This is a genomic window from Sphingomonas hylomeconis, from assembly GCF_025370105.1.
Taxonomy (GTDB): Bacteria; Pseudomonadota; Alphaproteobacteria; order Sphingomonadales; family Sphingomonadaceae; genus Sphingomonas; species Sphingomonas hylomeconis.
Genome location: NZ_JANQBK010000004.1, coordinates 416,101 through 429,632, shown reverse-complemented (window position 1 = coordinate 429,632; position 13,532 = coordinate 416,101). Strand labels below are relative to the sequence as shown.

10 protein-coding genes and 1 pseudogene are annotated in these 13,532 nt (G+C 66.5%); 7 read left to right on the top strand and 4 right to left on the bottom strand.

From position 1 onward, the window contains the following. Positions 1-8 precede the first annotated feature (8 nt). Together NV401_RS08650 and NV401_RS08645 are read left to right on the top strand one after the other, a co-directional pair. Positions 9-1,205, top strand: coding sequence for an acetyl-CoA C-acyltransferase (locus NV401_RS08650; protein WP_261293989.1), 1,197 nt, complete (start codon positions 9-11; stop codon positions 1,203-1,205). Continuing rightward, positions 1,157-2,278 carry a hypothetical protein gene (locus NV401_RS08645; protein WP_261293988.1) on the top strand — a complete coding sequence of 374 codons (1,122 nt, stop codon included), beginning with the start codon at positions 1,157-1,159 and terminating at the stop codon, positions 2,276-2,278. Before NV401_RS08650 ends, NV401_RS08645 begins: the two co-directional genes overlap by 49 nt. Before the next feature lie 4 nt (positions 2,279-2,282). On the opposite strand, the pseudogene NV401_RS08640 reads toward NV401_RS08645, so the two are convergent. The 4 genes and pseudogenes from NV401_RS08640 to NV401_RS08625 form a co-directional block, all read right to left on the bottom strand. Next, positions 2,283-3,762, bottom strand: a pseudogene (locus NV401_RS08640) (dihydrolipoamide acetyltransferase family protein). Further along, complete coding sequence (locus NV401_RS08635) at positions 3,762-4,766, bottom strand: alpha-ketoacid dehydrogenase subunit beta (protein ID WP_315369199.1); 1,005 nt, start codon at positions 4,764-4,766, stop codon at positions 3,762-3,764. The pseudogene NV401_RS08640 and the gene NV401_RS08635 overlap by 1 nt, the downstream one beginning before the upstream one ends. A gap of 165 nt (positions 4,767-4,931) precedes the next feature. After that, complete coding sequence (locus NV401_RS08630) at positions 4,932-6,230, bottom strand: 3-methyl-2-oxobutanoate dehydrogenase (2-methylpropanoyl-transferring) subunit alpha (protein ID WP_261293986.1); 1,299 nt, start codon at positions 6,228-6,230, stop codon at positions 4,932-4,934. Between the two features lie 155 nt (positions 6,231-6,385). Continuing rightward, positions 6,386-7,393 (bottom strand): fumarylacetoacetate hydrolase family protein, encoded by a 1,008-nt coding sequence (locus tag NV401_RS08625; protein ID WP_261293985.1) that lies wholly within the window; start codon positions 7,391-7,393, stop codon positions 6,386-6,388. 132 nt (positions 7,394-7,525) lie between these two features. Between NV401_RS08625 and NV401_RS08620 the strand changes: the two genes are divergently transcribed. From NV401_RS08620 to NV401_RS08600, 5 genes are all read left to right on the top strand, one after another. Beyond that, positions 7,526-8,680: an acyl-CoA dehydrogenase family protein gene (locus tag NV401_RS08620; protein ID WP_261293984.1), complete on the top strand. Its 1,155-nt coding sequence runs from the start codon at positions 7,526-7,528 to the stop codon at positions 8,678-8,680. Between the two features lie 109 nt (positions 8,681-8,789). Beyond that, positions 8,790-9,629 (top strand): CDP-alcohol phosphatidyltransferase family protein, encoded by an 840-nt coding sequence (locus NV401_RS08615; protein ID WP_261293983.1) that lies wholly within the window; start codon positions 8,790-8,792, stop codon positions 9,627-9,629. A 59-nt stretch (positions 9,630-9,688) separates the two neighbouring features. Beyond that, positions 9,689-10,783: an inositol-3-phosphate synthase gene (locus NV401_RS08610; protein ID WP_261293982.1), complete on the top strand. Its 1,095-nt coding sequence runs from the start codon at positions 9,689-9,691 to the stop codon at positions 10,781-10,783. 7 nt (positions 10,784-10,790) lie between these two features. Continuing rightward, complete coding sequence (locus tag NV401_RS08605) at positions 10,791-11,510, top strand: phosphocholine cytidylyltransferase family protein (RefSeq protein ID WP_261293981.1); 720 nt, start codon at positions 10,791-10,793, stop codon at positions 11,508-11,510. A 168-nt stretch (positions 11,511-11,678) separates the two neighbouring features. Beyond that, the gene (locus NV401_RS08600) at positions 11,679-13,427 is read left to right on the top strand and encodes a sensor domain-containing diguanylate cyclase (RefSeq protein WP_261293980.1); all 1,749 of its coding nucleotides are present in this window, start codon (positions 11,679-11,681) and stop codon (positions 13,425-13,427) included. Positions 13,428-13,532 lie beyond the last annotated feature (105 nt).

The following is a 13,532-nucleotide window of genomic DNA, read 5'->3' as shown; positions in this document are numbered from 1 at the left end:
CAAGTTCCATGCGTGAAGCCGCCATCATCGCCACCGCCCGCACGCCGATCGGCAAGGCCTATCGTGGTGCGTTCAACATCACCGAGGCACCGGTGCTCGCGGCGCATGCGATGAACGCCGCGGTCGAGCGCGCTGGGATCGATCCGGCGCGGATCGACGAGATCTTCTGGGGTGTCGGCGGCCAATATGGCACGCAAGGGGGGAATGCCGGGCGCATGGCGGTGTTCGCCGCCGGCCTGCCGGAAAGCGTGCCGGCCTTCACGCTTGATCGCAAATGCGGCTCCGGCCTCACCGCCGTCGCGCTCGCCGCGCGTTCGATCATCTGCGACGAAATGGATGTTGCGCTGGCCGGTGGCATGGAATCGATCAGCCTGACCGTCACCAAGGAAGCGCCGCGCTACGTCAACCACTCGGTCGTCGCGCGCGAGCCGGCCGCCTATATCCCGATGATCGAGACCGCGGAGATCGTCGCCGAGCGCTACAAGATCAGCCGGGAAGCCCAGGACGCCTATGGCGCGCAGAGCCAGCAGCGCGCCGTCGCCGGCCTTGCCGCGGGCGCCTTTGCCGAGGAGATCGCGCCGATCACCGTGGAGAAGGCGGTATTCGACAAGCAGGGCAACCGCACCGGCAGCGAGACGGTGACGCTGTCGCAGGACGAAGGCATTCGCGACGGCACCACCGCCGAAGGACTGGCCGGGCTCAAGACCGTGTGGCCGGGCGGCGACTTTAGCGGCCCAGGCACCGGCATCACTGCCGGCAATGCCAGCCAGTTGTCCGACGGCAGCTCGGCGCAGATCCTGATGGACCGCAAGACCGCGGAGGCCGAGGGCAAGCAGATTCTCGGCATCTATCGCGGCTTCCAGGCGGCGGGCTGCGCGCCCGACGAGATGGGCATCGGCCCGGTCTTCGCGATTCCCAAGCTGCTCGACCGCGCCGGGCTGTCGGTCGGCGATATCGGGCTGTGGGAGCTGAACGAAGCCTTCGCCTCGCAATGCCTCTACTGCCGTGACCATCTTGGCATCGATCCTGACAAATACAATGTGAACGGCGGCGCGATCGCCGTCGGCCACCCGTTCGGCATGACCGGCAGCCGTCTCGTCGGCCACGCGCTGATCGAGGGCCGCAAGCGCGGCGTGCGCTATGTCGTGGTGTCGATGTGCACCGCCGGCGGCATGGGCGCAGCGGGGCTGTTCGAAATCGTCTAGCGGCTGGCCGCTCACCCCGCCGCGCCATCCGCGCCGCGATCGTTTGCGACTTGCGCGCGCCGGTTGCCGCTGTCACCCCGATCCAGGGGGACCGAAACATGACGATTCTGCAGGCGGACGTGCGCGAGCAGAACGAACCCGGGGATTGGGAAGCGGGGTTGAGCGCGCGGGACGGCTACCCCGTCTTCGCGCTGATCCTGATCTTCGTCCTGATCGCCGTCACCGCCGTGGCGATCGGCCGCATCGATACGACAATGGGCATGGCCTATGTGGCGGGCGCCACGCTTGGGCCTGCGTTGCTGTTCTGGGGCATCGCCTATGCCGTCACCATCCGCCATGCGCGCCGCGCCTGGCAGGTTGGCAGCTTTGCCGGCGTGATGCTGGTCGCCCTGCTCTATTGCACCGCCGTGATGGGCACCGCCAGCGCCGCCGCGAAGCGCGACCTGGCGATGCTGGCCGACATACGGTTCGACGCCGAAGGCATGGCGATCCTGCCCGCCAATGCCGATCGCGGCCCCGCCTCGCGCGTCTTCATCGGTCATTTCGCCGCGCTCAATACGCTGCTACGCGAGCGACGTCAGCGGCTCGAGAAGAGCGGGCTGGGCAGCATCGTCGATCCGCAAGCACTGTCGGTAAACCCCGCACTGCTGCGCGACTGCGCCCGTTTCGGCCGCGCGAGACCGGAAAACGATGCTGCGACGGCGCAGGTGGCGGCGCTGATCGCCGCGCTCCCCGGCAAGCTCGAGCGGGCCGGCATCGAACCGATCCTGCGTACCCAGTTACTGACCGGCATGACGCGGGGCGCAACCGGCTCCCAGCTCAAGATACGCGCGGCGGGCGCGCGGATCGACGCGATGCTGGAGGAGGCGGAGGCGCTTTGCACCGTCCTCGCCTGGCACCGCTGGACGCCGCGGGCCCGCGCCTTCGTGTTCACGAGCATCGTCGACATGCAGGAATATGACCGTCACGTGATCCTGTACAACGGCCTGATCCAGCAGGATCAGGCCGCCGATGCGGAGATGCGTCAGGCCGCCGAGCGGGACCGGACACGCATCCGCCGGGCGATGAACTGACCGGTCAGTCGGCGAACAGCAGGACCGGCGTTTCGAGATACTTTTTCAGTTCCTGCACGAAGCTCGCCGCATCGAAACCGTCGACCACGCGGTGATCGCAGCTGATCGACAGGTTCATCAGCTTGGCACGGCGGATCTCGTCACCGTCGAAGACCGGACGTTCGACGATCTTGTTGGGCCCGATGATCGCCACTTCCGGACGGTTGATCACCGGCGTGGTGGCGATGCCGCCGAGCGGCCCGAGCGAGGTGATGGTCAGCGTCGAGCCGCTCAGCTCCGCGCTGCTCGCCTTGCCGCTGCGCGCCGCGTCGGCCAGGCGACCGATCTCGCTGGCGAGCTGCCAGACGTTGCGATCCTGCGCGTCGCGGATCACCGGCACCATCAGCCCGGCATCGGTCTGCGTCGCCATGCCGAGATGCACCGCGCCATGCCGCGTGACCACGCCCGCTTCGTCGTCATAGCGCGCGTTGATCATCGGGAAGGCGGGGATCGCCTTGCAGATCGCGACGATCATCAACGGCAGCATGGTGAGCTTGGGGCGCTGCCCGCGATTCGCGTTGAGATCGGCGCGCATGTCTTCCAGCGCGGTGACGTCGATCTCGTCGACATAGGTGAAATGCGGGATCGCGCGCTTCGATGCCGCCATGTTCTCGGCGATGCGGCGGCGCATGCCGATCACCTTGATCGGCTGGTCGGCACGGGCGTTATGGGCGTGCGGCGCCTGATAGCCCTGCCCCTGGCCGTAGCGCAGATAGGCATCGAGATCGGCGTGGCGGACGCGATCGGAGTCGGTCTTCACATCCGCGAGGTCGATGCCGAGATCGGCCGCGCGCGCGCGGACGGCAGGCGAGGCGAGGGCCTTCTGCTCTTGCTCCCTCTCCCCTCCGGGGAGAGGGTTGGGGAGAGGGGCAGTGTCGGGCGCCGGCGCTTGTGGCGGGGGGGGGCGCCCCCCCCCGCCACAAGCGCCGGCGCCCGACACGGGCCCCCCCCCCCACCCCCCACCCCCCGGGGGGTGGGGGGTGGGGGGGGGGGCCCGTGTCGGGCGCCGGCGCTTGTGGCAGCCCCTCTCCCCGACCCTCTCCCCGGAGGGGAGAGGGAGAAGGCGTCGCTTCCTCCACGCCCGGATTCTCCGCCTCGTACTGCTCGGCCACTTCGGCCTGCTCCGCGCTCGCCGGCGCGACCTTCACCTCCGACGGCGGATCGATCCGCAACGCCGGCGCTTCCTCGGCCGAAAATGCCGCGGCCTCCGTCTCGATCACCACCAGCGCCGCGCCGATCGACACCTGGTCGCCGACCTCGCCCGCCAGTTCGACCACGATGCCCGACACCGGCGATTCCATCTCGACGGTCGCCTTGTCGGTCATCATGTCGGCGATCTGCTGATCTTCCTCGATCCGATCGCCCACGGCGACGTGCCAGGCGACGATCTCCGCCTCGGAAATGCCTTCGCCGATATCGGGAAGCTTGAAGGTAAAGCGTGCCATTACGTCCTCATCACTTTCTTGAGCGCCTCGCCGATGCGCACGGGGCCCGGGAAATAGGCCCATTCCAGGCTGTGCGGGTAGGGCGTGTCGAAGCCGGTGACGCGCTCGATCGGGGCTTCGAGATGATAGAAGCAGCGCTCCTGCACGATTGCCGACAGTTCGGCGCCGAACCCGCTGGTGCGCGTCGCCTCGTGCACGATCATGCAGCGCCCGGTCTTCTTCACCGACGCCTCGATCGTCTCGATATCGAGCGGCACCAGCGTGCGCAGATCGATGATCTCGGCATCGACGCCCGCCTCGGCGATCACCGCCGCGGCGACATGCACCATTGTCCCATAAGCCAGCACGGTCAGCGCCTCGCCCGGCCGCACGATCTTCGCCTTGCCCAGCGCGATCTTGTAATAGCCGGTCGGGACGTCTCCGGCCGGATGCTTCGACCAGTTCTGCGCCGGGCGATCCCAATGGCCGTCGAACGGGCCGTTATAGATCCGCTTGGGCTCGAAGAAGATCGTCGGATCGTTATCCTCGATCGCCGCGATCAGCAGGCCCTTGGCGTCGTACGGAGTCGACGGGATCACCGTCTTGATGCCCGATACGTGCGTGAAGATGCCCTCTGGGCTCTGGCTGTGCGTCTGGCCGCCGAAAATGCCCCCGCCAAACGGCGAGCGCACCGTGATCGGCGAGATGAACTCACCGGCCGAGCGATAGCGCAGCCGTGCGGCTTCGGAGACGAGCTGATCGAGCGCGGGATAGATATAATCGGCGAACTGGATTTCCGGCACGGGGCGCAGACCGTACGCCCCCATGCCGACCGCGACGCCGATGATGCCGCATTCGGTGATCGGCGTGTCGAACACGCGGCGCTTGCCGTGCTTGGCCTGCAGCCCGGCGGTGGCGCGGAACACGCCGCCGAAATAGCCGACATCCTCGCCCATCACGATCACGTCGGGATCGCGCTCCATCATCACGTCCATGGCCGAGTTGATCGCTTGGATCATGTTCATGCGGGTGCTGGGTTCGGCTTGCGGGCCGGCGGCTTGCACGTCGATTGTCGTATCAGTCATCGTCTTACCTCGTCACCCCGGCGTTGAGCCGGGGTCCCGCTTGTGTTGGCGGCGGAGAAGAAGCGGAACCTCGGCTCGAGGCCGGGGTGATGGCGCGGGCGCGCATCACTTACGCGCCCACGGCCGGCCGCTGGCGGTTTCTTCCGCCACCATCTGCGCCTGCTGCTCGCGTAAGTGCCAGGGCATTTCCTCGAACACGCCGTCGAACAGCGTATCCAGCGGCTGGTGCAGCCCGTGGCCGAGGATGCCGTTCTGCTCGGCTTCCTTCTGCGCGCGCTTCACCTCTTCCGCGAGTTCCTTGTCCTGCGCAGCATGCCGCTCCTCGTCCCATTCGCCGATCGCGATCAGATGATCCTTCAGCCGCTTGATCGGATCGCCGAGCGGCCAGGCATTGGGCTCGCCTTCGCTGCGATACTGGCCGGGATCGTCCGAGGTCGAATGGCCTTCGGCACGATAGGTGAAATGCTCGATCAGCGTCGGGCCCTGGTTGGTCCGGGCGCGTTCGGCGGCCCAGGCAGTGGCGGCATAGACGGCCAATGCATCATTGCCGTCGATCCGCAGCCCGGCAATGCCATAGCCCACCGCGCGCGCCGCGAAGGTGGTCGATTCGGCCCCGGCAAAGCCGGAAAAGCTCGAGATCGCCCATTGATTGTTGACGACGTTGAAGATCACCGGCGCGCGGTACACGCTGGCGAAAGTGCAGGCGGAATGGAAATCGCCCTCCGCGGTCGATCCCTCGCCGCACCAGGTCGCGGCGATCCGCGTGTCGCCCTTCGCCGCGCTCGCCATCGCCCAGCCGACCGCCTGGGGATATTGCGTCGCGAGATTGCCCGAGATCGAGAAGAAGCCGGCTTCCTTGACCGAATACATGATCGGCAATTGCTTTCCCTGCAGCCGATCCGCGGTGTTCGAATAGATCTGGTTCATCATGTCGACCATCGACCAGCCGCGCGCGATCAACAGGCCCTGCTGGCGATAGGAGGGGAAGCACATGTCCTCGTAATCGAGCGCATAGGCGGCCGATACGGCGACCGCCTCTTCGCCGGTGCACTTCATGTAGAAGCTGGTCTTGCCCTGGCGTTGCGCGCGGAACATGCGCTCGTCGAACGCGCGGACCAATGCCATGCTGCGCAGCATGGCGCGCAGCGTATCGGGCGCGAGACGCGGGTTCCACGGGCCGACCGCCTGGTTCTCGTCGTCGAGCACGCGCACCAGCTGATAGGCGAGATCGGTGAACGTATCGGCGGGATCGGCGGTGTCCGGCCGCCGCGTCTCGCCGGCACCCGGCAGGTCGATTTCGGTAAAGTCGACCGCGTCGCCGGGGCGGAACTTGGGCTCGGGCACATACAGCGACAAAGGCTGCAGATTCGCACGCCTCGTGCCATTTGCTGGGTCGCTGGCCATGAAATCTCCATACTGTCCGCAGATTGAACGCGCGGATTCGGGTGTTGGCGCCTTGTTATAAAATTTCAACGGCGATGGCGAGAGGCTGTGTTGGGGGGAAGATGCCGTCGCCTCTCCCGTCGCCGCGGGAGCCGGCGACGGGGGAGGCGAAACCGTTATTCGGCCGCCACGACTTGCTCGATCACGCCGAAGATCGGGTGCCGCTTATCGTCCTCGGCCCAAATCCGCACCGTATCGCCGGCCTTGAGAAACGGCGTCACCGCCGCCCCGCCGGTGATCGTCTCCACCGTCCGCACTTCGGCGAGGCACGAATAGCCCACCCCGCCCGCGGCGATCGATTTGCCCGGCCCGCCATCGCTATCGCGGTTCGATACCGTGCCCGAGCCGATGATCGTGCCGGCGCCCAGCTTCCGCGTCTTGGCGGCGTGCGCGATCAGCGTGCCGAAATCGAACGTCATGTCCACGCCCGCCTCGGCGCGGCCGAACGGCTGGCCGTTCAAGTCGACCATCAGGCGGCGGTGCAGCTTGCCGTCGCGCCACCAGTCGCCCAGCGATTCGGGCGTCACGAACACCGGCGAGAAGGCACTGGCCGGCTTGGACTGGAAGAAGCCGAAGCCCTTGGCGAGCTCCCCGGGGATCAGGTTGCGCAACGAGACGTCGTTGGTCAGCCCGACCAGGCGCACCGCGGCCAAAGCTTCCTCGCGACTGGCGCCCATCGGCACGTCGCCGGTGACCACCACCACTTCCGCCTCGAGATCGCAGCCCCAGCTGTCGTCGGCCAGTGGGATCGCATCGCGCGGCCCCAGGAAACCGTCGCTGCCGCCCTGGTACATCAACGGATCATGCCAGAACGTCTCGGGCATCTCGGCGCCACGCGCCTGCCGCACCAGCGCGACATGGTTCACATAGGCCGAGCCGTCGGCCCATTGATAGGCCCGCGGCAGCGGCGCGGCAGCGTCATGCTCGTGGAAGCGGCGCATCGGGATCATCTCGTGCTCGAGATCGGTGGCGAGATTCTGCAGATCGGGCAGCAGCCGGTCCCAATCGTCGAGCGCGGCCTGCAGCGTGGCGACGATATGGCCGGCATCGGCATACCAGGCGAGATCGTTGGAGACGACGACGAGCTTGCCGTCGCGGCCCTGTTTGAGGCTGGCCAATTTCATCATGCTCTCCTGCTATCTTTCGATCACCCTTAGCCGTCCCGGCATCTGCGCGAAAGCCGGATCGCGGGAGTGGATTGACGCGGACGTAAACTCCACGCACATCTGCCAAAACAAAAGTTACAGGAGAGCCCGATGTCGCTTGATACCGTCGCAGGCCGTTTTGCGTATACCGAGGATCACGAGGCCTTCCGCCAGACCGTGCGCCAGTTCCTGATGAAGGAAGGCGTGCCGCACGTCGGCAAATGGGAGGAGGACCGGCTCGTTCCCAAGGATTTCTGGATCAAGGCCGGCGCGATCGGCATGCTCTGCCCGACCGTGCCCGAGGCCTATGGCGGGCTCGGCCTGGATTTCGGCTATAACGCGATCGTCGACGAGGAAATGTCGTATACCGGCGTGCCGGCCGGCTTTTCGCTGCAATCGGATATCGTGGCCGGCTATATCGAGCATTACGGCTCCGAGGAGCAGAAGGCCGAATGGCTGCCCAAGATGGTCTCGGGCGAGGTGATCACTGCGATCGCGATGACCGAGCCGGGCACCGGATCCGACCTGCAGGCGATCCGCACCACTGCCCGCAAAGACGGCAACCATTACGTCATCAACGGCTCCAAGACCTATATTACCAACGGGCAGAATACCGACCTGACATTGGTCGTCGCCAAGACCGATCCCGATGCCAAGCCGGCCTGGAAGGGCATGTCGATCATCTTGGTCGAAAGCGACCGCGAGGGCTTCAGCAAGGGCCGCAAGCTCGACAAGATCGGACAGGAAGCCGCCGACACGAGCGAATTGTTCTTCGAAGACGTCCGCGTGCCGATCACCAACTGCCTGGGTGAAGAGGGCAAGGGGTTCATCTATCTGATGAGCCAGCTGCCGCAGGAACGCCTCTCGATCGCCGTATCGGTCCAGGCCTCGGCGCAGAAGGCGTTCGACGAGACGGTCGAGTTCACCAAGACGCGCAAGGCGTTCGCCGGGATGGTGTTCGACTTCCAGAACACCCGCTTCGTGCTCGCCGATCTCAAGGCCAAGCTGCAGGTCGGCTGGGCGCATCTTGATTGGGCGATCACCCGCCACCTGAAGGGCGAACTGACCAACGAGGAAGGCGCTGCCGCCAAATTGTGGCATACCGATCTGCAATGGGAAGTGATGGACGCCTGCCTGCAGCTGCATGGCGGCGCCGGCTATATGAACGAATATCCCATCGCCCGCGCCTGGCGCGCGGCGCGCGTGACACGCATTTTCGGGGGGACGAACGAGATCATGAAGGAGCTGATCGGCCGCTCGCTGTAGCACACCGGACGGGAGGACTGGGGAACCGATCACACGGCGAGACGTTTCGTCGTGTTGCTCGGACTCATGCCTTGCGGAAATCGCGCCGAAACGGCATGGTGACATCCCGATGACTATTCCACCGCCCGACGGTTCGCGTGACAGGCGGATAGAGGATACCACCAATCTCTGGGTGATCCACCCTGCGTCGCGCGCCCTGCTGCCGCTGGCACTGCGCTTCGGCATCACCGCCAACATGGTCTCGTTCGCCGGACTGGGGCTCGGCATTGCCGCCGCTTTATGCTTTTCGCGCTGGACCGATCCGCGCGCGGTGGTGGCGGGGCTGCTGCTGTCGATCGGCTGGCTGATCGCCGACGGGCTTGACGGCATGGTCGCCCGCGCGACCAAGACCGCGTCGGCGTTCGGCCGGCTGCTCGACGGGCTGTGCGATCACGGCGTGTTCTCGCTCATCTATGTCGCGCTCGCGCTGTCGATCGGTACGCTCGAGGCTTGGGCATTGGCGATCGTCGCCGGCATCGCGCATGTCGTCCAGTCCAGCCTGTTCGAGGGCGAACGCGCCCGCTTCCACCGTCGGCTGCGCGGCGACAGTGGCGCGGCACGCCCGGCGCGCACCGGCGGGATGCTCGAGAAGCGCTATGACGATCTGTCGCGCGGCATCGATCGCCTGGCCGCGCCGTTCGATCAGGCGCTGGCGCAGAACGGCGACCCGCAGCGTTTCGGCCAGGAGTATGCCATGCGCGCGGTGGCGCCGATGAAGCTGATGGCGTTCGAAAGCGCCAACATGCGCGTCGCCGCGATCTTTCTCGCCTGCCTTGCCGGGAAACCGGAATTGTTCTGGTGGTTCGAAATCGTGCCACTCACGCTCTTGCTTGCATGCACCCTGTTCTGGCATCGGCGCGTTGAAGCGGCGCTGGTGCGTCCGCCGAGCGCCTCACCCGTAAATACCTAATACCGGCCGCGCATGCCGCCGAGCCCCCCATTGATAGACTCGAAGGACTCCCTCCAGCCATGACCACCATCAACGTCGCCGTGATCGGCATCGGCAATTGCGCCAGCTCGCTGGTGCAGGGCCTGGCCTTTTATCATCAGGGGCAGAACGATCACGTCGGACTGATGCATTGGGATCTTGGCGGCTACAAGCCGAGCGACATCAAGGTTGTCGCGGCGTGGGACGTCGATGCGCGCAAGGTCGGCGTGGATGTCGCGGAAGCCATTTTCGCCAAGCCCAATTGCACTGCGATCTTCTGTGGCGACGTGCCGGCAAGCGGCGTCAAGGTGCAGATGGGGCAGGTCCTGGACGGCGTCGCCGATCATATGGCTGACTATAAGGACGACCGCACCTTCATCGTCTCGACCGAAGCCCAGCCGAGCAAGGCCGATGTCGTCGCGGCATTGCGCGCCAGCGGTGCGCACGTGCTGATGAACTATCTGCCGGTCGGCAGCCAGAAGGCGACCGAATTCTACGCCGAATGCGCGATCGAGGCCGGCGTCGCCTTCGTCAACAACATCCCCGTGTTCATCGCCAGCGACGAAGTCTGGGCCAAGAAGTTCACCGATGCCGGCGTGCCGATCGTCGGCGACGACATCAAGGCGCAGCTCGGCGCGACGATCGTTCACCGCGTGCTGACCGATCTGTTCGCCAAGCGCGGCGTCAAGCTGGAGCGTACCTACCAGCTCAACACCGGCGGCAATACCGACTTCCTCAACATGTCCAACCATCGCCGCCTGGAATCGAAGAAGATCTCCAAGACCGAAGCGGTGCAGTCGGTCGCGGCCGAGCGGCTGAGCGACGACAATGTGCATATCGGCCCGTCCGATTACGTGCCGTGGCAGAACGACAACAAGGTCTGCTTCCTGCGCATGGAAGGCACGATGTTCGGCGGCGTGCCGATGAACCTCGAAATGCGCCTGTCGGTCGAGGACAGCCCGAACTCGGCCGGCGTCGCGATCGACATGATCCGCTGCGCCAAGCTGGCCAGCGATCGTGGTCTTGCCGGCCCGATCCACCCTGCCTCGGCCTATTTCTGCAAGCACCCCCCGATCCAGATGACCGACGATCTGGCGCAGCAGGCGGTCGAAGACTTCATCGCCGCCGCCGCCTGACAGCCAGGTGGCGATCGAGACATGCGTGGTGCTCGCCGCCGGCGCGGGTACCCGCCTGCGCGACGCGGCCGAGTCGAAGCCGTTATGTGAAGTTGCCGGCACGCCGCTGCTCGATCACGCGATCGAGCGGCTGGCGGCGGCCGGGATCCGCCGCGCTATCGTCACCACCGGCTACCGGGCGGAAGCGATCGAGGCACATCTTGCCGGCCGAGACTGGCCGGTAACGGTAGAGACCGCCCGCACGATCGACTGGCGCCAGCCCAACGGCGTATCGGCGCTGGCCGCCGCGCCGCTGCTGGACGGCGCGGAGACGTTGCTGGTGATGTGCGACCATCTGGTCGAGCCGGCGCTTTACGCCCGGATGGCGGCGGCCGGCGCGGGTCAGGGCCTGCGCCTCGGCATCGACCGCCGGCTCGGGCATGACTGGGTCGATCCGCTCGACGTCACCTGCGTTGCCACCGACGGCGACCGGATCACCGCGATCGGCAAGGAAATGGCGCCGCACGATTGCTACGATACCGGGGTGTTCGCCGTCGGGCCGCACTTTTTCGCCGCACTCCGGGCGCTGCCGTCGCCATCAATCACCGAGGCGGTCCGTGCGCTCATTGCCCAGCGCACGGCGCTGACGGTGGACTGCAGCGATCTCGACTGGATCGACGTCGACGACCCCAAGGCGCTGGCCGCCGCCAACGCCTGGCTGTCCGGCGCCCGGCCTGCCGGCGTTTGATCCTGCGCGACGCGACGGCCGCCGCGCACCTTGTTTCCCTGAGCGCCCCCCGCTTGGCGCGGGCTGGTGCCGGCGGCTCCGCCGTCCGGTACAGATACTTTAAGATCTTCACCCTATTCCGGTCCGCCCGTGTATTCTGGGATTAGCGTGACCCGACCAATGTTCCCCGTGCGTGCCATTCTTGTTGGACTGGCCTTCTTCCTCGCCGCTGCCGCGTCCATCCGCTTTACGCGCTTCGACGGCGGCGTGGCGTTCATCTGGGTGGCGAACGCCCTGCTGATCGTCGAACTGTCGCTGCGGCGGCCCGCCGATTGGCCCGCCCCCTTGTTTTTCAGCGCGCTCGCGAGCGCTGCCGCCACCACGCTGTTCGGTATCGGCATCGCCGCCGCGCCCGGCATCACGCTGGCAATGATGCTCGAAGCGGCGGGCGCCGCCTGGCTGTTGCAGCGCCTGCGCGGCGGGCGGCTCGATCTGGGGTCGATGGAAGGCTTCGTCGTGTTCGCCGTAGCCGCCGGGCTGGTCGCGCCGGCGGCAGGCGCATTCGGCGGCGCCGCGATCGTATCGATGTTCACGACGACCGCATTCTGGAGCAACTGGCTGCACTGGTATCTCGGCCATGCGCTGGGCAATATCCTGCTCGCGCCGATCCTGGTGCTGATCCTGACCGGCGATCTGCTCCGCGAGTTCCGCCGGCTGCGCCCCCGCCGCCGGATCGAGGCAGGCGGCTTGTGCCTGGCGATGGTACTGACCAGCGCCGTGGTGTTCGCGCAAAGCGTACTGCCGCTGCTGTTCCTGCCGCTATGGCCGATGATGATCGCGGCGTTCCGCTTCGGCCGGATCGGCAGCGCGGTATCGATCGTCCTGCTGGCACTGGTCGGCGGCGCACTGACCATGGCCGACAGCGGGCCGGTGCAGCTCATTCACGCCTCCAGCGGCGGCAAGGCACTGTTCTTCCAATTCTATCTTGTCGTCACCGCCTTCATGACGCTGCCGGTGGCGGCGGTATTGCAGCAAAGCGCCACCCTGTTCCGCGCGCTGCGCGAGAGCGAGGCACGGTACCGGCTGATCGCCGACGGATCGAGCGATGTGATCATCAATCTCGATCGCAGCGGACGCATTCGCTACGTGTCCCCCTCGATCACCGACCTGTCGGGCTACGACCCGGCCACGCTGATCGGCAGCGACGCCGCCGGCCTGGTGCTGGCCGAGGACCGCGCCGATCTCGAAGCGATACAGCGCCGCGCGCTGGCCGATCCCGGCGCCACCTTCATCCTCGAATATCGCTCGATAACCGCCGGCGGCGCGACGATCTGGTGCGAGACGCACACGCGCGGCGTGACCGACGATCAGGGGCGCGTGATCGGATCGGTGAGCCAGATCCGCGACATCACGCATCACAAGATCGTCGAAGCGGAACTGTCGCTTGCGGCGAAAACCGATACGCTGACCGGCATCGGCAACCGGCGCGCGTTCGACGAGATGCTTGATCAGCGCATCGATGATGTCAGTGCCGGGCGCGGCGTGGGCTGCTGCGCGATCCTCGATCTCGATTTCTTCAAGCGCGTCAACGACGTGCACGGCCACGATGCCGGCGATCGCGTGCTGCGCGCCTTTGCCGATGTCGCTGCCGCCACGATCCGGGAAGGCGATCTGATCGCCCGGCTCGGTGGCGAGGAATTCGGGGTAATCCTGTGGGGCGCCGATTTGGCGGAGGCGCGATCCGTCTGCGAACGGCTGCGGCGCGAGGTCGAGGATCTGAGCATCGCGACGCGCGCCGGCGCGACGATCGGCGTCACGTTCAGCGGGGGCATCGCACGCATCGCCAGCGGCCTGCGGGACGACATCGTGCGCCGCGCCGACGAGGCGCTGTACCGCGCGAAGCATAGCGGGCGAAACCGATTAGCTTTCGCGCTCTAGCGCCCCCGGAAGCGCGCCCGTTTTCCTATGCCACGTCAGCATAGCGCGCGGCCCGGCGGCCGACAAACGAAGGGGCGGCACGACGTGGTCGTACCGCCCCCGATA

Bases quoted from the DNA above. Each gene is read 5' to 3' on its own strand.
- NV401_RS08650 (WP_261293989.1), top strand. From the start codon at position 9: ATGCGTGAAGCCGCCATCATCGCCACCGCCCGCACGCCGATCGGCAAG.
- NV401_RS08635 (WP_315369199.1), bottom strand. From the start codon at position 4,766: ATGAACATGATCCAAGCGATCAACTCGGCCATGGACGTGATGATGGAG.
- NV401_RS08630 (WP_261293986.1), bottom strand. From the start codon at position 6,230: ATGGCCAGCGACCCAGCAAATGGCACGAGGCGTGCGAATCTGCAGCCT.
- NV401_RS08625 (WP_261293985.1), bottom strand. From the start codon at position 7,393: ATGAAATTGGCCAGCCTCAAACAGGGCCGCGACGGCAAGCTCGTCGTC.
- NV401_RS08620 (WP_261293984.1), top strand. From the start codon at position 7,526: ATGTCGCTTGATACCGTCGCAGGCCGTTTTGCGTATACCGAGGATCAC.
- NV401_RS08615 (WP_261293983.1), top strand. From the start codon at position 8,790: ATGACTATTCCACCGCCCGACGGTTCGCGTGACAGGCGGATAGAGGAT.
- NV401_RS08610 (WP_261293982.1), top strand. From the start codon at position 9,689: ATGACCACCATCAACGTCGCCGTGATCGGCATCGGCAATTGCGCCAGC.